Source organism: Amycolatopsis sp. NPDC003731, assembly GCF_053586895.1.
Genome location: NZ_JBSFNC010000047.1, coordinates 26,135 through 44,921, shown reverse-complemented (window position 1 = coordinate 44,921; position 18,787 = coordinate 26,135). Strand labels below are relative to the sequence as shown.

Annotated in this window: 16 protein-coding genes; 8 read left to right on the top strand and 8 right to left on the bottom strand. The window is 72.0% G+C overall.

The window, feature by feature from the left end:
- Positions 1-34: 34 nt before the first annotated feature.
- Positions 35-556, bottom strand: coding sequence for a hypothetical protein (locus tag ACWDN5_RS21250; RefSeq protein WP_449677497.1), 522 nt, complete (start codon positions 554-556; stop codon positions 35-37).
- A complete protein-coding gene (locus tag ACWDN5_RS21245) occupies positions 553-1,407 on the bottom strand; it encodes a hypothetical protein (RefSeq protein ID WP_449677496.1) in 855 nt (284 codons plus the stop codon). Before ACWDN5_RS21245 ends, ACWDN5_RS21250 begins: the two co-directional genes overlap by 4 nt.
- Before the next feature lie 158 nt (positions 1,408-1,565).
- Here ACWDN5_RS21245 and ACWDN5_RS21240 point away from each other — a divergent pair, with 158 nt between their 5' ends.
- Entirely contained in the window at positions 1,566-2,525 is a 960-nt protein-coding gene (locus tag ACWDN5_RS21240; RefSeq protein WP_310975104.1) for a glucosyl-3-phosphoglycerate synthase, read from the top strand.
- Here the strand turns inward: ACWDN5_RS21240 and ACWDN5_RS21235 are convergent.
- Entirely contained in the window at positions 2,475-3,365 is an 891-nt protein-coding gene (locus tag ACWDN5_RS21235) for a sterol desaturase family protein (protein WP_310975106.1), read from the bottom strand. The genes ACWDN5_RS21240 and ACWDN5_RS21235 overlap by 51 nt on opposite strands.
- A gap of 70 nt (positions 3,366-3,435) precedes the next feature.
- Here ACWDN5_RS21235 and ACWDN5_RS21230 point away from each other — a divergent pair, with 70 nt between their 5' ends.
- On the top strand, positions 3,436-4,044 hold the full coding sequence (locus tag ACWDN5_RS21230) for a TetR/AcrR family transcriptional regulator (RefSeq protein ID WP_310975108.1): 609 nt from the start codon (positions 3,436-3,438) through the stop codon (positions 4,042-4,044).
- Here the strand turns inward: ACWDN5_RS21230 and ACWDN5_RS21225 are convergent.
- On the bottom strand, positions 4,019-5,146 hold the full coding sequence (locus ACWDN5_RS21225) for a hypothetical protein (protein ID WP_449677495.1): 1,128 nt from the start codon (positions 5,144-5,146) through the stop codon (positions 4,019-4,021). The two genes, ACWDN5_RS21230 and ACWDN5_RS21225, sit on opposite strands and share 26 nt — an antisense overlap.
- Before the next feature lie 225 nt (positions 5,147-5,371).
- On the opposite strand from ACWDN5_RS21225, the gene ACWDN5_RS21220 reads away from it, so the two are divergent.
- Positions 5,372-5,740, top strand: a complete 369-nt coding sequence (locus tag ACWDN5_RS21220) for a hypothetical protein (RefSeq protein ID WP_310975110.1) — start codon at positions 5,372-5,374, stop codon at positions 5,738-5,740.
- 49 nt (positions 5,741-5,789) lie between these two features.
- Here the strand turns inward: ACWDN5_RS21220 and ACWDN5_RS21215 are convergent, their stop codons facing one another.
- The 3 genes from ACWDN5_RS21215 to ACWDN5_RS21205 all read right to left on the bottom strand — a co-directional run bounded on the left by ACWDN5_RS21215 (position 5,790) and on the right by ACWDN5_RS21205 (position 10,154).
- Entirely contained in the window at positions 5,790-8,354 is a 2,565-nt protein-coding gene (locus tag ACWDN5_RS21215; RefSeq protein WP_449677494.1) for a PQQ-dependent sugar dehydrogenase, read from the bottom strand.
- A 502-nt stretch (positions 8,355-8,856) separates the two neighbouring features.
- Positions 8,857-9,678: a coproporphyrinogen III oxidase gene (locus tag ACWDN5_RS21210; RefSeq protein WP_449677493.1), complete on the bottom strand. Its 822-nt coding sequence runs from the start codon at positions 9,676-9,678 to the stop codon at positions 8,857-8,859.
- 38 nt (positions 9,679-9,716) lie between these two features.
- Positions 9,717-10,154, bottom strand: a complete 438-nt coding sequence (locus ACWDN5_RS21205; protein WP_310975115.1) for a PPOX class F420-dependent oxidoreductase — start codon at positions 10,152-10,154, stop codon at positions 9,717-9,719.
- Between the two features lie 83 nt (positions 10,155-10,237).
- Between ACWDN5_RS21205 and ACWDN5_RS21200 the strand changes: the two genes are divergently transcribed.
- From ACWDN5_RS21200 to ACWDN5_RS21180, 5 genes are read left to right on the top strand one after another with little or no spacing between them, the layout of a single operon-like run.
- Entirely contained in the window at positions 10,238-11,692 is a 1,455-nt protein-coding gene (locus tag ACWDN5_RS21200) for a hypothetical protein (RefSeq protein WP_310975239.1), read from the top strand.
- A complete protein-coding gene (locus ACWDN5_RS21195; RefSeq protein ID WP_310975116.1) occupies positions 11,692-12,492 on the top strand; it encodes a hypothetical protein in 801 nt (266 codons plus the stop codon). The genes ACWDN5_RS21200 and ACWDN5_RS21195 overlap by 1 nt, the downstream gene beginning before the upstream one ends.
- Before the next feature lie 10 nt (positions 12,493-12,502).
- Positions 12,503-16,960 carry a hypothetical protein gene (locus ACWDN5_RS21190; protein ID WP_449677492.1) on the top strand — a complete coding sequence of 1,486 codons (4,458 nt, stop codon included), beginning with the start codon at positions 12,503-12,505 and terminating at the stop codon, positions 16,958-16,960.
- Between the two features lie 37 nt (positions 16,961-16,997).
- Positions 16,998-17,783, top strand: coding sequence for a TIGR03620 family F420-dependent LLM class oxidoreductase (locus ACWDN5_RS21185; protein WP_449677491.1), 786 nt, complete (start codon positions 16,998-17,000; stop codon positions 17,781-17,783).
- A complete protein-coding gene (locus ACWDN5_RS21180; protein ID WP_310975122.1) occupies positions 17,780-18,103 on the top strand; it encodes an ArsR/SmtB family transcription factor in 324 nt (107 codons plus the stop codon). The genes ACWDN5_RS21185 and ACWDN5_RS21180 overlap by 4 nt, the downstream gene beginning before the upstream one ends.
- Here ACWDN5_RS21180 and ACWDN5_RS21175 read toward each other — a convergent pair.
- Positions 18,084-18,728: a LysE family translocator gene (locus ACWDN5_RS21175; protein WP_449677490.1), complete on the bottom strand. Its 645-nt coding sequence runs from the start codon at positions 18,726-18,728 to the stop codon at positions 18,084-18,086. The two genes, ACWDN5_RS21180 and ACWDN5_RS21175, sit on opposite strands and share 20 nt — an antisense overlap.
- Positions 18,729-18,787: the final 59 nt, after the last annotated feature.

Genomic DNA, 18,787 nt, shown 5'->3' with positions numbered 1-18,787 from the left:
GCTGATCGGCAGGTCGAGCCGGCTGAACGGGCTCTCAGCGGTCGCTGTCCGGTCCGTGGTTCGGGCATTCGGCCGCGTGCCGCGCGTTCCAGGCCTCCCGCATCGACTCCTGCTGCCGCTCGAACTTGGCGTCGCGGCGCACTTGCCAGGGCGAGCGGGCCAAACAGCGGGTCACCAGCAGCTGGTCCGGCGAGTAGTCGTCGCCGCTGTCGGTGACTTCGAGCCCGGCCGCGGTGAGGATCTTCCGCATCGCCTCGGCCATCGCCTCGCCGACCGCGACCGCCAGCCTGCCGAACGCCGCGCATTCGGCGCCTTCCTGGTGCGGATCCTCGGCCCAGGCCTCCTGGCTGGCGTCCCAGAAGAGACCGTGGGCCTGCCAGTCGACCGTCACGCCGCGAAGCTCCGGCACATCGGCGTGCACGACGGCGCCGACCGAGCCGATCGGATCGTTGCCGGACAGCACCGGCAACCCGGCCGCCATCAGCTCCGCCTGGACGGTGGTGGCCAGGACGTCCAGGCGGAACCGCCGGTCCTGGTCGTCGTGCGCTGCGGTCATGTGCTCCCCTTGGGGGTGAGATGCCCGACGAGCTCCCGCAGCCACGGCTCGGCGATCGCGGGTTCGCGCTGGAGGACCCGGACCAGCTTTTCGCGGACGGCCGGGGTACGCCCGGCCTCGACGATCGCGGCCGCTTCGGCCAGCGCCCGGCGGGTCCGGTCGTCGTGGCCGGGCCGGCGGACCCGCTCGTCGGCCCACAGGTAACGGCCGAACGACGGCGTCAGCTTGTGCTGGTGGTCGGCGAGGTAGCTGAACAGCGCGGACTCGACGGCGACGTTCCGGATCGGCACGTCGCGAGCCCAGTCCGCGTGCTGCTGCCACCGGCGGGTGTTCGGGCTGGTGTACGTGCGCCGGGTGAGACCGACGATCCGGACCCGGCGCCGGATCGCCGGCCAGTCGGCCCGTTCGTCGGCGGCCCAGTCCCGCAGGAGGCCGAGCAGCTGCTCGAGTGTCCGGCCGGTGGACACGACGTCCGCGAAGGCGATCGGCCGCGAACCGCGGGCGAGCCCGGCCGGGTGCAGGCCGTGCGCGGCCAGGTTGGCGCGCAGCTGCGCCACTTCGGCCGGGTGCAGCCGGGGGGCAGGCCAGCCGCTCAGCCACGTGGTGGACAACGGCAGCAAGTGCAGCCGCCCCGGGTCGGGCAGGGCACCGCCGAGCAGGTCGAAGACGGAGTCCGCGGACCGGCCGACGAAGTGGAGCTCGCCGTCCCCGGACCGGGCGAGCACCTTCGCGGCGCACTCGATCAGGTCGTCGAGGAACCACAGGTCCGGCTCGGGAAGGCCGTCGAGCAGGGTGCCGAGGTGGTCGGGGCGCACGAGGTCCCAGCGGAACGGCCGGATCGCTTCGCGCACTCTTCCCCCTCGGTTCGCCGTGAGCCTAGGCGCGTTGCCTGCGGCCGTCAGCCTGATTAACACGGCGCGCCATCTCGTAACACCGCGGTAGCGCCCGGGAGCCGTGCCGGAAACGCGGGCCCCCGAACCTCGGAAGCGAACGAGGGAAGGGGAAGCGCATGCTGCAGGTTTCGCCGGAAATCGGCACCTGGCTCTCCCGGCGCAGCAGCAAGGCCGGGGATTGGACCACCCAGGAGCTCGTCGCGGCCAAACGCGGCACCACCGTCTCCGTCGTCATCCCGGCCCGGAACGAGGAAGCCACCGTCGGCGCGATCGTCGGCGCCATCCGTGACGAGCTGCACGGCAGCCTCGTCGACGAGATCCTCGTCGTCGACAGCCACTCCACCGACGCCACCGCCGAGGTCGCCGCCGCCGCGGGGGCCGACGTCGTCGCGCAGGACGCCGTCTTCCCCGGCCTCGAAGGCCTGGCCGGGAAGGGCGAAGCGCTGTGGAAGGGCGTCGCGGCGACGAGCGGCGACCTCGTCGTCTTCGTCGACGGCGACCTGTTCGACTTCACCACCGACTACGTCACCGGGCTGCTCGGCCCGTTGCTCACCGACCCCTCGGTCGCCTACGTCAAGGGCTTCTACCACCGCCCGCTCGGTACCGAGGCCGATGGCGGCGGCCGGGTCACCGAACTCGTCGCCCGCCCGCTGCTCAACATGTTCTGGCCCGAGCTCGCCGGGTTCGTCCAGCCCCTCGCCGGGGAGTACGCGGGCCGCCGGGAAGTGCTGGAGAGCATCCCGTTCGTCGCGAACTACGGCGTCGAGGTCGGGCACCTGATCGACCTGCTCGAACTGCGCGGCCTCGACGCGCTCGCGCAGGTCGACCTCGGCCACCGCGCGCACCGCCACCAGAGCACCCAGGCGCTGGGCCGGATGTCCGGGCAGATCATGCAGACGCTCTTCGACCGGCTGGAACGCCACGGCCGGCTGGTCACCGCGGCCCCGCCGGCGACGCTGCTCGCCCAGTTCCGGCGCGGGACGTCACCCGGCGTCGAGCGGGAGATCGTGCTGACCGACCTCACCTCACCGCAGCGCCCGCCCCTCAACAGCCTCGCCCTGCGGGACATCGCGTAGCTGCCAGCCGGGCGGCCCGAACACGTACCCGGCGCGCTCGCGCCACGTCCGGGCCGCCCGGAGGTCGCGCAGGATCGAGCCGTACTCGTGGAAACCCACGCGTAGCAGGTTGTACGTTCCGATGTTCGTCGTCAGCCCGTACGTCGGCCGCTTGCCTTCGGGGACGAAGCTGCCGAACATGCGGTCCCAGATGATCAGGATCCCGCCGTAGTTGGCGTCGAGGTACTCCTCGTCGCTGCCGTGGTGGACGCGGTGGTGGGACGGGGTGTTGAAGACGTACTCGAACCAGCGCGGCAGCTTGCCGACCTTCTCGGTGTGCACGAAGAACTGGTAGACGAGGTCGATCGACAGCCCGGTCAGGATCATCCACGGCGGGATACCGCACAGCGCCAGCACGGACCAGAACGGCAGCTGGAAGTACGGGGTCCACTTCTGGCGCAGCGCCGTCGAGAAGTTGTAGTGCTCGCTGGAGTGGTGCACCTGGTGCCCGGCCCAGAGCAGCCGCACGCGGTGGCTGGCCCGGTGGTAGGCGTAGAACACGAGTTCCTGGCCGAGCAGCATGAGCACCCACGTCCACCAGTCGCGCGGGTCGAATTTGACCGGCGCCAGCTCGAACAGTGCCGCGAACACGACCAGCATCACGAGCCGGAACAGCGCGTTGACGCCGACGGCGACCGTGCCCATCAGCATGCTCGTCCGCGTGTCGGCGACGCTGTAGCCGACGACGTTGTCGTCGTGGCCGAGCACGTGCACGGCGACGATTTCGATCGTCACGAACAGCAGGAACACCGGAACCGCGAACAGCACGGGGTCGCGCAGGTGCGCCAGGAAGTCGGCCACGTCGCCTCCTCGGATCTGACCATACGGTAACTTACCCTTGGGTCACTTTACGCACGGTAGGCTCTTCCGTGTGACGGAGTCAAGGGCGGTCGGGACCAAGGGGATGCCCCGCGAAGAGCGCGAGGCCCAGCTCGTCGTGGCCGGCACCGAGGAGTTCGGCCGGGCGGGGTACGCGGGCGCGTCGATGGTCGAGATCGCGCGCCGGGTCGGGGTCACGAAGCCGTTGCTGTACCAGTACTTCGGCTCGAAGGACGGGCTCTACCTAGCCTGTCTCCACCGCGCCGGCGGCCGTCTCACCGACGGCGTGGCGGCGACCATGGCCGCCGGCGGCGAGCCCGACCAGATGCCGCTCAAGGTGCTCTCGGCGATCTTCACGACGTTCGACCACGACCGGTACGCCTGGCGCCTCCTGCGCGACGCCACGGTGCCCTCCACGGGCGACATCGCCGCGGCCGCCGCGGACTACCGCCGCCGGCTCGACGCGTTCGCGGTGCTGGGCGCCACGCAGCTGCTGACCTCGCGCGGCCTGGCCGACCCGGCGGACATCGAGGCGGTGGCGCAGGTGTGGACCGGCGTGGTCGACTCGCTGATCAGCTGGTGGATCGACCGCCCCGACGAAGACGCCGACGCGATGACGGCCCGCTGCGCGCGGATCATGGGTGGCCTGTTCGGCTGGTGACTTCCGCCAGTGCCGCACGCACCTCCTCCCGGAGCCGGGCCCGATCGTCGCCGTAGGTGTGCTCGGCCGCGGACAAGGCCGACCCCAACGCCTCCCAGGCGTCCTCGCCCGCCGCGGCGAAGATCGCCGGGAACGCCATGGCCTGCTGCAACGCGTTGTCGTGCCGCCCGTCCGGGGTGCGCACCAGCGTCTGCGGCACCGCCGGATCCGACAGCAGCCGGTCCCACGCCGCGGTCCAGTCGCCGAACGGCGGCGGCAGCGGGCTCCCTTCGTCCAGCGCGCGCAAGCCATCGGCGATCCAGCCGACGCCGTCCAGCCCGGCCCGCTCGAACGCCAGGTGCGCCACCCGGCGGGCGAGCGCGCGGCAGACCTCCGGCCCCGCGGTGACCGCCGCTCCCACCAGGGCCCGATCGCGCTTGGCGAACTCCCGCAGCGAACCCGGCGGCAGCTTGCGCACCGGCAAGGGCGGCAGCACGCCACCCCATTCCCGCAGCAACCGTTCCCGCTCCGCCTTCGCCCGCGCCTCCTCCTCGGCCCGTTGGCGGGCTTCCCACCGCTGCGCGAGCTCCTCGTCCGTCGGCGGCGGGGGCAGCTCCCGCGCGAAACCGTGCCAGTAGGCCGCGATCGCGCTCGTTTCGCGGACGACGGCGTCCGGAGCCGGCGGCGCGGGCCAGAACTGCAGCAGGTAGCTGTCCTGCAGGGGCTCGCCGCCCAGCCGGGTGTCGCGCTCGCGGCCCGCGTCCATCGCCGTGCCGCTGTAGCGGACGCGGTAGTCGCCCGGCGTCAGCTCGAGGTCCCACGCGTCGCCGCCACCCCAGGTGACCAGCGCCGTGCGGCCTTCGGCGCGGAAGGAGGCCTCGACGACGTCCTCCGTGCCGCTCTCCGGCGGCGCGGACGAGTGCACTTCGGCGGTGAAGCCGACCTCGCCGGTGTGCAGCCCGGTGATCAGGAAGAGGGTGCCGGGCACCGCGGCGCCGCACAGCCCGTTGCGCTGCCCGGCGAAACACGCGTGCAGGTCACCCTCGAACGGCTCTCCTTCCTCGTCGTGGACGTAGATCTGTCCATAGTGGACGTGAACCTCGCCGTGGACCACGGTGCGCATGGCGGTCAGGATGGCAGAGACCACCGACAGTTTTCGGGGGTTCGGGTGGCGAAGCCCCCGACCTGGGGCGAAGCCCCAGATGTCGCTGCCAGTTTCGGCTTTGCCCTATTTGTCCGCTTGGTCGACACGGAGAGTGCTCTTCGCGAATTCGTTGCTCGAATGGCGTAGCGAAACCGGGCCGGTTCGCGATTAATCTGGGAAGCCGTCGCGTCGAGAGGTTGCCCCATGCCCGAACCAGCCGCATCCGTCCCGGCCGATCCTCGGCTCGCTGCGCGATTCACCGAGGATCTGCTCGACGGATGCCGGGTTCTCGCCAAGGATTACGGCTACCGGCCCGCCCAGTTCGAACGCATGGTGCGCGAGCACGGCGGCGTCGAAGCGGCCCGGCTGCTGCTGCGGGGCGCCGGCACCGCGGGCGGGTTCACCGTGCTCTGGGAGAAGAACCAGCTCGGCCGCAGCTCCGAGGCGGTCATGCTGCGCGAGGAGTACGCCGAGCTGTTCACCCCCGACGAACTGCTGCTGGCCCGCCGCCGGCTGGAGGAACACGGCTTCGACGTCGACGCGCACCTGCGCCGGCTGTCGGGGACGCAGTGAAGGGCGGCAGGGGTGACCGGCGCCGCTCCGGTCACCCCTGCCGCGGCTTTCAGGCGGCCGCGCTGGACTTGCCGCGCAGCACGACGTTCGCCGTCGACGCGCCCTTGATCGCCGTTTCGACCTGGGCCATCGTCGAGGACGACGTCAGGCCGGGGACCGTGGCGGTGTTCAGGGCGTAGAGGGTGAACGTGTACGGGTGGCTCGAGCCGCCCGGGCAGGGGCCGAAGAACTTCTGGCTGTTCGCCCCACTGCCCATGGCCTTTTGTTTCGCGCCACCCTGGTTCGGCACGGTGTACCCCGCCCCGAGCCCCTCCGGGAGGGAGCGGGCGGCCGCCGGCACGTCCCAGATCGCCCAGTGCAGCTTGTTGCCGCCGTTGGCGACGTCGGCGAACACGACGGCGTAGCCCTTCGCGCCGTCGGAGGCACCCCACGCCAGCGGCGGCGACGGGTCCTGGCCCGCCGTGCCGTCCCCGGCGCAGGTGTACTTGTCCGGGATGGTCGCGTTGTCGGCGAAGGCGGAGCTGGTCAGCTTGAAGCCGCCGGGGGTGCCGCCGCCCGGGAACTTCAGCCGCACGATCACGTTGTCCAGCACCGACGGCGTGCCGCCGTTCTTGTCGTTGTTCGTCGAGGTCAGCCAGAGCCCGCCGTCCGGGGTCTTGGTGACCGAACGCAGCCGGCCCCAGCGGCCGGAGAAGAGCGTCGACACCGTGCCGACGCCGGTGCCGGCGGCGTTGATCTGCGTGGCGAACAGCTGCTGCCCGGTGACGCCGGCGATGTAGATCCAGTCGTTGACGATCTCCAGCCCGCTCGGCCCGGCCTGCGACGTCGACCAGGTCTTCTTCGGGGCGATGAAGCCGCTGCAGCTGCCCTGCGTGCCTTCGCAGCTGGGCCAGCCGAAGTTGCCGCCCTTCTGGATCAGGTTGAGCTCGTCCTGGCTGCTCTCGCCGAACTCCGCCGCCCACAGCTGGCCGCGGGAGTCCCAGGCCAGGCCCTGCGGGTTGCGGTGGCCGTAGCTCCAGACGTACCGCGCGTTGCCGCCGGTGGCGTAGAACGGGTTGTCGGAAGGCGCCGAGCCGTCCGGGTTGAGCCGCAGGATCTTGCCGTTGAGCGAGCTCTTGTTCTGCGCGTTGTCGCTGTTCTTGGCGTCGCCGACAGTGGCGTACAGCTTGCCGTCCGGGCCGAACTTGATCCGGCCGCCGTTGTGGTAGCGGTTCTTCGCGATCCCGGTCAGCACCGGCGTCGACGTCGACGACAGCGTGGTGCCGTCGTAGGTCATCTTCACGATCCGGTTGTCCCCGGAAGCCGTGTGGTAGAGGTAGATCGCGTGATCGCTCGACCAGTTCGGCGAGATCGCCAGGCCGAGGAGGCCGCCTTCGCCGTTCGTGCCGACCGCGCCCGGCACCTTGCCCAGGGTGGTCTTCTGGCCGGACGGCGTCACCAGCAGGACCTCGAACCGGTCCCGCTCGGTCACCAGCGCGTTGCCGTTCGGGAGGAAGTCCACCGACCAGCCGAGGTCGACCTTCGCGATGTCCTTGTCGTATTCGGGGATGCCCCCGGCGCCGCCCGGAGCGCTGGTCTTCGCCGTGACGGCGTTGCTGGCGGCCGAGGTGTTGCCGTCGGGGTCACGGGCCTTGACGGTGAAGGTGTAGGAGGTGTTCGGGGTGAGGTCGGTGACCGTCGTGCTCAGGGAAGTCGTGGTCGCGACCTTCGTGGCGCCCTGGTAGACGTCGTACCCGGCGATGGTGCCGCCGTTGTCCGTGGAAGCGTTCCACGCCAGGGAGACGCTGTTCGCGGTGACACTCGTGGAGCGCAGGTTGCCCGGCACGCTGGGCGGGGTCGTGTCGTTGCTCGGCGGCGTGGTGAAGGTGACCACGTTGCTCTGCTGCGACGGGTTGCCCGCGGCGTCGTACGCGCCGACGGAGATGTCGTAGGCGGTGTTCGGCGTCAGGTTGTCGACGGTCGCGCTCGTGGTGTTCCCGTCGACGGTCTTGAGGATGTTGCCGCCGCGGTTGATCTCGTAGCGGACGACGCCGACGTTGTCGGTCGCGGCGGTCCAGCTGAAGGTGGCCGCGGTGGGCAGGATGTTGCTCGCCTTGAGGTTCGACGGCGGCGACGGCGGTTCGCCGTCGACCGGCGCGGTGAAGGTGTCGGTGAGCTTGTCGGCGTTCGGGCCGCCGTTGGCGGTGGTCGCGGTGGTGCGGACCTTGTTGACGCCGGCGGTGAGCTGGACGGTCGCGGTGACGGTCTTCCAGGTCGTCCACGCGCCGGTGGCGGGGAAGTCGACGGTGCCCTTGTCGCCGCCGTCGACGGTGAGCTTCACCGGCCGGTTGTCGGCGGTTCCGTTGGCGTAGCGGAAGGTCAGGGTGTGCGTGCCCGCCTGGGCGGCGTTCACGGAGTATTCGACGTAGCTGCCGACGACGTTGTCGAAGTTGACGAAGCCGGTGCCGGAGTAGCCGGCGTGGTTCGACTCGACCGCGCCCTGGGAGATGGTGGCGTTCTCGGACTCGTAGTCGGTATCGGCCGCGAAAGCGTTTACCGGGCTGACCGCGGTGAGGCCGAGCGCCGCGACGGCGGTACCGGCCAGTACCACGCGCCACGGTGGACGGGGTGCCACTGGGAGCCTCCTGCGTTGTCGGGGGACAGGGGGTGACCGGGGCGGAATGGTCGGCGGACCACCGGCGGCAATAGTTAGGAAAGTTTCCTATCTATGGGACAGATCACACACCCTGGGAGCGGGCCCTGTCAATAGTCCACGCAGCTGCTCACCCGGCGTGCCAAGGGTTTCCCGTTCAGCGGGGCGGCTGCCCCCGGACGGCCCAGCGTGGCAGGGGAGGTGGTTCGGTGCGGCGGATCGGTCCGAGGCGCCGGGGCGCTCTGGGGCCGCGGGCGGCCTCGGCCCCGACGGCCAACCGGCTGCACGACGGGGCGCTGCCCAACACCGAACCCAAGCTGAGAGCCCTGTTCAACAAGCGCGCCACGCAGGGTCGTTGCTGGTGGTGGTCGACCAGCCCGCCACGATCGGGGCGCCCGGCATCGGCGCCAAGGGCAAAACACAACGCCGCCCTCAGCCGCCTCGCCCGACGCCGCGGCCGCCGGGGCGCCCCCCGTTTCCGACTCTACCGGCGGGCACCGACAGTTTCGGCCGCCCAGTCGCGCGGCACGAGGAACGACGCCAGCTCCGCCTCCGCGCTCCCCGGCTCCGGCGCGAACTCCGACTCCCAGCGCGCCGACGGCGGCAGGGCCGTCAGGAGCGTGTCGGCGTCGGCCTGGGCCGCGTCGTTGACCAGGGTGAACTCGACGTACCGGCCGCGGCGGTGGAGCTGCCACTGTCGCTCGCGTTCGCCGTACGGCACGTCCTTGCGGCGGTGGACGATCGGGAAGTACGCCGGGTTCACCGCGGCGATGCCCGCCGCCGTGAAGGCCGCCGAGCGTCGCCAGCCGTCCGGGCCCGGCAAGCTCAGGTGGTCGAAGAGGATGCCGCCGATGCCGCGGGCCTCGTTGCGGTGGGGGAGCCGGAAACGGTCGTCGCACGCGCGTTTCGCCTGGGCGTGGAACGCCGGGTCGAGCGTGTCGCAGTGGCTCTTCAGGACGCGGTGGAAGTGGGTTGCGTCCGCGGCGAAGCCGTAGCAGGGGAGGAGGTCGACGCTGCCGCCGAACCACCACGCTTCCGCGGCTTCGCGGTAGCGGAAGTGCGCCTGGAACGCTGGCACGTACGGGTTGCGCGGGTGCAGCACGACCGACAGCCCGGCCGCGGAGTACTCGTCCGAGAAGGCCGCGCTGACGACGGCGCGTTCGAAGACGTCCCCGTTTTCGAGCAGTCTCGTGCGCCCGGACCGGCCGAAGCGCCCGCCGTCGAGGCGTTCCAGCTCGGCGACCAGCTCTCGCTGGCCCGCGCTGAAGATCGCCTTGACGGCGTCGCGTCTGTCCCCTGAAGGCATACCCCCACCCCCGGAGGCAGATTACCAGCGAAACACCCTCAGCCGGCGATGTCGGCGCGCGCGATCACCTTGGTGATCTTCGCCCGGACGAGGGATTCCTCGGGGACGGCGTTGCGTTTGCCGTACTCCTCGCCGCGCTCGGCACCCATGTACCGCGCACCCAGCTTGGTCGCCCACGCCAGCATGTCGTCCAGGTCGTGGGTCAGCCGCGCCTCGGCGGTGAACTGGACGTAGGAGAACGGCGGCTTCTGGTCGTCGACGGCCAGTGAAATCCGGCCGTCGCGGGCGATGGCCTTGCCCTTGAGCGTCTCGGTGCCGGTGGTGAAGATCAGCTCGTCGCCGTCCGGGCCTTCGTTCAGCAGGAACCACACCGGCGTCACGATCGGGGCGCCGTTGGCCCTGACCAGGCCGAGCATGCCGGTCCGGGTCCCCTCGGAGGCGAACTTCCACCACTCGTCACGGCTCATCTCACGCATGTGAGCGACGTTAGCCCGTCACCCGCGCGTGCGCAGAGGGTGGCCGACTAGCCTGGCCTGCTGTGCGAGACGACGACACCGGTATGACGGGCCTGGCCGACGAGGGGCTGACGCGCCGCCTCAAGGCGCTGGCCTGCACCGCGCCGCTGCACGACCTCGACGCGCGGAAAGCGAAGCTCGACTGGGCCGACGCCACGATCTACCAGATGGCCGAGATCGCGCTGCACACGATCGACCAGGTCACCATCGCGATGGACTTCGACACCGGCGCCGGCCACGACGAGGTGATCGACCGGCTGCTGCCCTTCATCGCCCAGCAGGCGCCGTCGCGGATGCCCGAAGAGCACGTCCGGGTGGCCAAGTGGGTCCTGGACAACCTCATCAACGTCGGCACCACCGACCGCGGCTTCCGGCGCGTCTACGGCTCGATCGGGCCGGGCGGCTACCAGCGCCGCCAGTTCGACTTCAAGCTGCTGGTCGAGCTGGCCGCCCGCGACGGCGAGGTCTACCTGCGCGCCACCGACGAGGCGATCAACGTCCTGGTCGGCGCGCTCGACACCGACGTCGAGTCCGCGCAGATCGCCGCCGAGGTCAAGCTCGAGAACCTGATCAACCGCGGCCGGCTCGCCGACGCCAAGCTCGCCGCCGAGCAGGCCCGCTACCGGACCGTCCAGTACGGCGAGACGCTGCGCGCGAAGCTCGACGCGACCCGCCGCGACGTCCGGTCGGTCGACTGGGAACGCGAGGTCCCGGAGCTCCTGGACAGCGCGCTGAGCCACATCGAGGCCCGGTTCCGCGCCGAGAACGCCATCCTCAAGAACATCACCACCGCCCGCGACGAGACCGAGGACCTCGACAAGAAGCGCCGCGCCGCCGAGCTCGTCGACATCGTCGGCGACTGCATCCGCCGCCACACGCGCCTGCAGTCCCGGCTGGCCGACGCGGGCGCGGTGTTCCGCGCCGAGCAGGACCGCCAGCAGTTCTCCGGCCCGCCCCAGCGCGCGACCCTGGACCTCTTCGGCCAGCTCCTCGTGCCCACCTTGGGCCTGCCGCTGGCCGACGCCGTCGCGCCCGTCGAGCACTTCTTCCACGCCGCCGCCGGGATCACCGCACCGGTCGTGCCGTCGCTGTCCTCCCTCGTCTCGCTGCTGCTGCGGCCCGCGCCGGAACGCGATCAGCTGGTCGGCGAGATCCCGGAACCGGAACTCATGCCCGCCGAGGTCAGCGACAAGTTCGGCGACGAGGTCTGGCGGCGCGCCGACGAACTGCTCGACCTGCCCGAAGTGCCACGGCGGCTGTCGGGGCTGCTCGAAGAAGCCCGCCGCAGCCGTCAGCCCGGGCTCGCCGCCCTGGTCGCGCTGCGCGCGGTCCACGCCTACAGTCCCGGGATCGGCGCGGCCCGCCGCCAGGGCGACCGCTCGGTGCTGCTCGCCGTCGACGACGGCACGCTCCTGGACGACCCCGAGTTCGGCGGCGCCGACCTGCTCCTGTCCACCGCCGCCGTAGAGCGGGCCGACGAAGAAGAGGAAGTCGCGTAATGGCGCTGTCCCACAGCAGCGTGGACGCCGAGGCCGCGGCCCGGCTGGTCGCCTTCGGCATGCGGCCGAAGCAGCTGCCCGCGCGTGACGTCGTCTACGGCGACCTCGTGCGCCGCTACGGCGAGGACAACGCGTTCAAGGCCCTCACCCACGCCGTCGCCGCCGGGCTCGGCCTGATGGTCCTCGAGGTCAACCAGCAGGCCGGCGCGGTGCTGGCGGCCACCGACGAGTCCGTCTTCGAGATCAAGATGGACTCCTACGCCCGCCAGGCCAAGATCCGCGAGCGCCGCGACACGGAGAAGGTGCTGCACGGCCTGATCCACCTCGCCACCGCCGCGCTCGGCTACCCGCGGCCCGACGACCTCGCCAACGACACCTACATCGGCCGCGTCAGCGTCGAGCAGGTCGACGCGATGGTCCGCGAAGCCGCCCGGATGCTCGACGAACGCGCCGCGCAGGCCGAGGCCAACAACGACCCCCTGGCCGACGCGCCCGAGCTGGAACAGGCCTGGCGCGCCTACACCCGCCGTCCCGCGGCCGCGGCCACCAAGGACGGCCGGCTCGCCGCCGACACCACCCGCGGCATGGTCTCCCGCGCCCTGCGGTTCCTCGCCGACCAGGGCTTCCTGGTCCCGGTGAGCGACGAGCAGGGCGGCACCTACCGGACCACCCCGCGCTACCAGATCCAGGTCCGCGAACTCGCTGCCGACGCCGCCTTCGACGACTTGCTCGCGCTCGACGTCGTGGCCGTCGCGACCGCCGGGGGCACGCTGCGCGCAGCGGCGTCCGACACGCTGTAGAGGGGAATCGATGTACGAGCTTTCGCGGGTCCGCCTGCACTCGGTGGGCCCGGCGGGTGCCCGCTACCAGGACGTCGTGCTCGACTTCAGCGGCGTCGGCGCCAAGATCACCGCGCCGAAGCAGGACGCGCTGTTCAGCGCGGGCATCCACGCGACCGGCCCGGCCGAGTTACGCCGCCCGTCACCGGCGAGCGTGCTGTTCCTCGAGAACGGCGGCGGCAAGTCCGTGCTCATCAAGCTGATCTTCTCGGTGATGCTGCCCGGCCGCCGCCAGGTCGTGGGCACCACCAGCACGAAGGTCCTGGAGAAGTTCGTCGCCGCCAAGGACGTCTCGCACGTCGTCCTGGAGTGGCTGCACGTCGAGAGCGGCCACCGGATCATCACCGGGAAGGTGTCGGAGTGGCGCGGGCACGTCGTGTCCGCCGACTCCGAGAACCTCGTCGACTCCTGGTACTGCTTCCGCCCGACCGCCGCGCTGGGCCTGGAATCGCTGCCGATGACCCAGGACGGCCGGCTGCTCACCATGTCCGGCTTCCACGACAAGCTCACCGCGGCCCAGCTGGCCGAACCCGAGCTGGAGCTGTCCTGGACCCGCCGCCACCACGAGTGGACCGGCCGCCTGGACGGCCTGGGCCTCGACACCGAGCTGTTCCGCTACCAGCGCGCGATGAACGCGGGCGAAGGTGAAGCGGCGGACGCGTTCGCGTTCGGCACCGACGACGCCTTCGTCGAGTTCCTGCTGCGCGCGGTCATCTCCGAAGAAGAGCCGAAAGACCTCGCCGAGGTCGTCGCGACCTACGCCCACAACTTGGCCCAGCGCGGGGATCTGCTGTCCGAGCGCGACTTCGTCGCGGGCGCGCTCGACCTCCTGGGCCCGCTGGCCGCCGAAGAAAGTGTCGCCGCGGAGTCGCGGAAGATCGCCGAATCCGCGAAGGCCGACATGGCTTCGCTGGCCGGGCGGGTCGTCGCCCGCAACGAGCTGGAGAACGCACGGCTGTCCGGCCTCGAGGACCACGTCACCGAGGTCAAGTCCGCGGAGAAGCTCGCCGAGGGCGACCACCGGCGGCTCGCCGCGGCCGTCACCGAGCTGCGCCGGCTCGTCGCGGTGCTGCGGCTGGACGAGGCCCAGGAGGCCCGCAAGCGCGTCGACGCCGAGCTCGCCGCGGCGAAGACCGAGGCGGAGGCCTGGCGCGAGACGGCGACCGTGCTCAACTCGCTGAACGCGGGACGCAAGGCGAAGGACCTGCGCGAACTCGTCGGCAGCCGGGAGGAGAAGGCGCGTCCGGCCCTGAAGGCGCGCAACGACGCCGCTTCGGCGCTGGCACGCGGGTTGCACGCGCTGGCGCAGGACGCCCAGCGGCAGGCCGACAAGGCCGAAGCGCACGCGGGCGCCTTGCGTGCCGAAGCCGAGAAGGCGCAGACCGAGCGCGACGAAGCCGCGAACCTCGCGGCCGCCCGCCGGGCCGAGGCGCGCGGGCTGACCACGCGGATCACCGAACTGCGCGAAGAGGTCCAAGCGGCGGTCCGTGCCGGGTTGCTGCCCTCGGGGGCCGACGTCGCCGAAGCTTCGCGCGCTGCCCGTGCCGCGGCCGAATCCGCTTCGGCCGAGCTGGCCCGGCGCGAACAGGAACTCGACCGCGCCGGCGCGGACCTCCAGGCGGCGCAACGGGCCGTGAACGAGGCCCACCAGCTCGCCGGCACCACCCAGGACCGCCTCGAACGCGCCACCGAGGACCTCGACCGCGCGCACCGCCGGACCGACGCCCTCGCCGCCGAAAGCCGCCTGGTCGAGCTGCTCGGCGCCGACGACGTCAACCTGGAGAGCGACCTCCCGGTGCTGCTGGAACGGCTGCGCGAGGCGAGCGCGGCCGTCGAGAAGGAGCAGACGGCGCTGCGGATGGAGGAGTCCGCCGACGAGCGGGCCCTGGCCGCGCTGGGGTCCGGCGGGCTGCTGCCGCCGCCGGAGGACGTCCAGGCCGCGCTGGACGCCCTGGAAGAGGCCGGGATCACCGCGTGGTCCGGCTGGCGCTATCTGTCCAAACTGGACGCTTCCCGGCGCGCCGAAGTGCTGGAAAGCCTGCCGCAGCTGGTGTCCGGCGTCCTGCTGAACGACGCCTCGCACGCTTCCCGTGCCCGGGAAGTCCTGACGAAGCGGAGGCTGCTGCCGAGCGCGATCATCGCCGTCGGTACGACCGAAGCACTGCAGGCCGAGGTGCCGTCCGCGCCCGGTGTCGAGTTCCTCGTGCCGCCGAACCCGGCGATGTACGACGAAGAAGCCGCCGACGCCGAACGGGAAGCCGTCGCGCGGCGGCACACCGAGCGGCAGCGGCGGCTCGAAGCGTTGTCCGCCAAGCTGTCCGCGGACGGCGCCCTGACGTGGAAGCTCACGACCTGGCGCGAGGATTACCCGCCCGGCGCCGTCGCCACCCTGGCCGAGCAGGCTCAGGCGGCCCGGACCGCGCGGGAGACCGCCCGCACCGCGCTGGAGCAGGCCGACGCGGAATTCGCGCGGTTGAGCGAAAAAGCCGCGTCGCTGCGTGAGCGCGTCCCCGAGCTGCGGGCGGCCGCCGCCGAGGCCGAGGAGAAGGCCCGGCGGCTCGGCGAGCTGGGTGTCCGCAGCGCCCGGATCGCCGAGTGGACCGAAGAAGCCGAGCGGGCGACCGAGATCGCCGAGCGCGCCGACCTCCAGGCGTCCGACGCGGCGGGCAAGGCGGCCCGGCTGCGCGAGCAGGCGGGGGAGGAGCAGCGCACCGCGGACGGCCACCGCCGGACCGCGACCACCGCGCGCGCCGAGCTGGCCGAAGTGCCCGGGGCGGCCGACGCGGCGGACGGCCCGGCGCCGTCCGAACCGGTGGACGCGCTGCGGCGGGCGTTCGCTTCGGCGTCGGAGGCGTACGCGAAGGTCGAGGTCGGCAGCGACCTGCGGAGCGAACTGGAGCAGGCCGAGTCCGCCGAAGCCGCGGCAGGCTCCGCCGTGGAGGCCATGGACGAGGCCGTTCGCGTGCGTGCGGGCGAGCTCCTGGAGACGCCGGACGGCTCCGACGCGTCGGCCCGGGCGGCCGCGCTGGCCCGCGCCCGCCGGGTCGTCGACGGCCTCGAAGACGAGCGCACCGAAGCGATCGGGCTCGTCTCGACGCGGCGCGCCGAACTGGACGCGCTGCCGCTGCAGAACGGCGTCAACGGCGAGAAGCCGCGGGACATCGAGCACGGCCTGGAACTGATCGACGCGGCCGGGCTGGAGGCGTCGGCGGCCGCGCGGAAGTGGGAAGAGCTGCAGGACCGCCGGGCGGCGGCCGAAGCCACGCTGGAGTCCGCGAAGAACTCGGCGTCCGGCTTCTCGCTGCTCGCCGAGTCGATGGCGCACCTGGTGACCGACACCGAGAAGGACACAGCGGCCGCCTACGACGGCGACGTCGACACCGCGCGCGCCCAGCACGCGCGGCTGAACGCGACCTTCAACCAGGCCCAGGAAGCCGCCGACGCCGGTGACCGGCGGGTGCGCGCGGCCGCGGACCAGCTCGCGCAGTACGCGACGGAGAAGCGGTTCGAGAAGCTGAGCACCCCGGTGCGGCAGCAGGTCATCTCGGTCAAGCGCGACCAGCTGCCGGCGCACGCCGCCGAGTGGGCCGAAGCGCTGCGGCCGCGGCTGCGGTCGCTCACCGACGACCTCGCGCAGATCGACCGGCACCGCGGCGGCATCATCACCCGCCTGCAGGGCATGGTCGACGGCGCGCTCCGGACGTTGCGTTCGGCCCAGCGCGTCTCCCGGCTGCCGGACGGCCTCGGCGACTGGTCCGGGCAGGAGTTCCTCCGCATCCGCTTCACCGAGCTGGAGGACAACGCGCTCACCGAGAAGCTCGGCGAGGTCGTCGACGAGGCCGCCGTCGGCAAGACGGCGGACGGCCGGGACGTCAAGCGCGACGGGCTTTCCCTGGTGCTGCGCGGCGTCCGGGCCGCGGCACCCAAGGGCTTCCGCGTCGACATGCTCAAGCCGGACTCGGTGCTGCGGACCGAACGCCAGCGCGTCTCGGAGATCCGCGACGTGTTCTCCGGCGGCCAGCAGCTGACCGCGGCGATCATCCTGTACTGCACCCTGGCGGCGCTGCGGGCGAACAACCGCGGCAAGGTCCGCAACCGGCACTCGGGCGTGCTGTTCCTGGACAACCCGATCGGCCGCGCGTCGGCCGGGTACCTCCTGGAACTGCAGCGGGCGGTGGCCGAGGCGCTCGGCGTGCAGCTGATCTACACGACGGGCCTGTTCGACGCGGGCGCGCTGTCGGAGTTCCCGCTGATCGTGCGGCTGCGCAACGACGCCGACCTGCGCGCGGGCCGGAAGTACCTGTCGGTGGACTCGACGATCCGCAACTCCCTGGAGGACCTGGGCGAGCCCGACGGTGTCGCGCGGCTGTCGGCGACCCGGATGTTCACGCGGGAACCCGATTCCGCTGAGGACGAACAACCGGCCTGACGGGAACAACTTCCCGGGTCCCGTGGTTGCCGGGCGCATGACGACACTGGGGCCGCTGGGGGCCACCCACACCGCACTGGACACCGACACCGCCGTCGCCGTCGAGCTGGAAGAACTGGGCTTCGACACGCTCTGGCTGGCCGGCGGGCAGGGCAACAACCTCCCGCGGATCGCCGAGGTGGTCCGCGGGACGTCGCGGATCCAGGTGGCGAGCGGGATCCTGTCGGTGGATCGGGTGCCTTCGAGCGAAGTGAGCGCCGCGTACGCGGACCTGCCCGCCGGCCGGTTCGTGGTCGGCCTGGGCGGGGCGCACGGCGCGCGTCCGCTGGCCACGCTCGGCGACTACCTCGACGAGATCGAGGACGTCGTGCCGCCGTCCGCGCGGATCCTGTCGGCGCTCGGGCCGCGGATGCTGGAGCTGGCGCGCGACCGCGCTTCGGGCGCTTACCCGTACCTGGTGACGACGGACTACGTCGCTTCGGCGCGGGAAATCCTGGGCGCGGACCGGCAGCTGGCGGTGCTGCTGAACGTGGTGGCGGAGACCGACGCGGCCCGGGTGCGCGAGATCGTGCGCGGCGGTTCACTGGGGTTCCTGGCCGGGATGCCGGGCTACGCGGCCAACTTCCGGCGGATGGGCTTCACCGACGCGGACATCGCGGACCTGTCGGACCGGCTGGTCGACGGCCTCACCGTGTGGGGCGGCTTCGACGCGGTGGCCGCGCGGCTGCGGGAGTACCGGGCCGCGGGCGCCGACCAGGTGGTCGTCCCGCTCGACGGTCTGCCGCGGGAGTGGTGGCCGGGGCTGGTGGAGGCGGTCCGGTGACCGCACGCGCCCGCGGGCTCACGCACGTGCTCCCGGCGGAGGTCTCGCTGCACGACGCGCTCGCCGCCGTCGCCGATCCGGTGCGCCGCAGCATCGTGCGCGAGCTCGCGGCCGTGCCCGAGTGGACGAAGGCGTGCGGCACCTTCGACCTGCCGGTGGCGAAGGCGACGCTCAGCCACCACTTCGGGGTGCTGCGCGCGGCGGGCCTGATCGAACAGCGCGACGAAGGCCCGCGCCGGCTGAACCGCTTGCGGCGCCCCGAATTCGACGCCGCCTTCCCGGGGTTGCTCGACCTGGTGCTCAGTCACCCCGGCCGGTGAAGGCCAGCGTGGTGCCCAGGCCGATCATGACGAGACCACCGGTGCCGCCGACCATTTCCAGGCGTTTCGGCGAGCGGGCGAACCACGCGCGGGCGGTGCCGGCGACCAGCGCCCACGCGCTGTCGGTGGCCAGCGCGATCGCGGGCAGGCACAGGCCGAGGACGAGCATCTGGGCCGGCACCGAACCGGCGGCGGGGTCGACGAACTGCGGCAGCAGCGCCGCCAGGAACACGATCGACTTCGGGTTGGCGAAGCCGACGACGAAGCCGTCGCGCAGCACGGTCAGCACCCGGCCCGGGGTGGCGCGCACCTTCGCGGCCATCGCGCCGGTCAGCTTCCGGCGGTGGCGCACGGCCTGGATCCCCAGATACACCAGGTAGATCGCGCCGGCGATCTTGATCGCGGTGAACACCGCCGCGGACGTCGTCACCAAGGCGCCGAGGCCGAACGCGACCGCGACGACCTGCGTGTAGACGCCCACGGAGTTGCCGGCGACGGTGAGGAGCGCGTCGCGCCGCCCGACGGTGAGCGCGCGGCTGATCGTGAACAGCACGCTCGGGCCGGGGACCACGACCATGAGGAACGTCAGCGCGGCGAAGGCCGCGAAGTGCGTACCGGAGACCATTTCCCGAGGCTATCGGCTGGTCACCGGCACGACCAGGCGGTTTTGTCGGTGCCGGGTGG

Bases quoted from the DNA above. Each gene is read 5' to 3' on its own strand.
- ACWDN5_RS21250 (WP_449677497.1), bottom strand. From the start codon at position 556: ATGACCGCAGCGCACGACGACCAGGACCGGCGGTTCCGCCTGGACGTC.
- ACWDN5_RS21240 (WP_310975104.1), top strand. From the start codon at position 1,566: ATGCTGCAGGTTTCGCCGGAAATCGGCACCTGGCTCTCCCGGCGCAGC.
- ACWDN5_RS21225 (WP_449677495.1), bottom strand. From the start codon at position 5,146: ATGCGCACCGTGGTCCACGGCGAGGTTCACGTCCACTATGGACAGATC.
- ACWDN5_RS21220 (WP_310975110.1), top strand. From the start codon at position 5,372: ATGCCCGAACCAGCCGCATCCGTCCCGGCCGATCCTCGGCTCGCTGCG.
- ACWDN5_RS21210 (WP_449677493.1), bottom strand. From the start codon at position 9,678: ATGCCTTCAGGGGACAGACGCGACGCCGTCAAGGCGATCTTCAGCGCG.
- ACWDN5_RS21205 (WP_310975115.1), bottom strand. From the start codon at position 10,154: ATGCGTGAGATGAGCCGTGACGAGTGGTGGAAGTTCGCCTCCGAGGGG.
- ACWDN5_RS21200 (WP_310975239.1), top strand. From the start codon at position 10,238: ATGACGGGCCTGGCCGACGAGGGGCTGACGCGCCGCCTCAAGGCGCTG.
- ACWDN5_RS21195 (WP_310975116.1), top strand. From the start codon at position 11,692: ATGGCGCTGTCCCACAGCAGCGTGGACGCCGAGGCCGCGGCCCGGCTG.
- ACWDN5_RS21190 (WP_449677492.1), top strand. From the start codon at position 12,503: ATGTACGAGCTTTCGCGGGTCCGCCTGCACTCGGTGGGCCCGGCGGGT.
- ACWDN5_RS21185 (WP_449677491.1), top strand. From the start codon at position 16,998: ATGACGACACTGGGGCCGCTGGGGGCCACCCACACCGCACTGGACACC.
- ACWDN5_RS21175 (WP_449677490.1), bottom strand. From the start codon at position 18,728: ATGGTCTCCGGTACGCACTTCGCGGCCTTCGCCGCGCTGACGTTCCTC.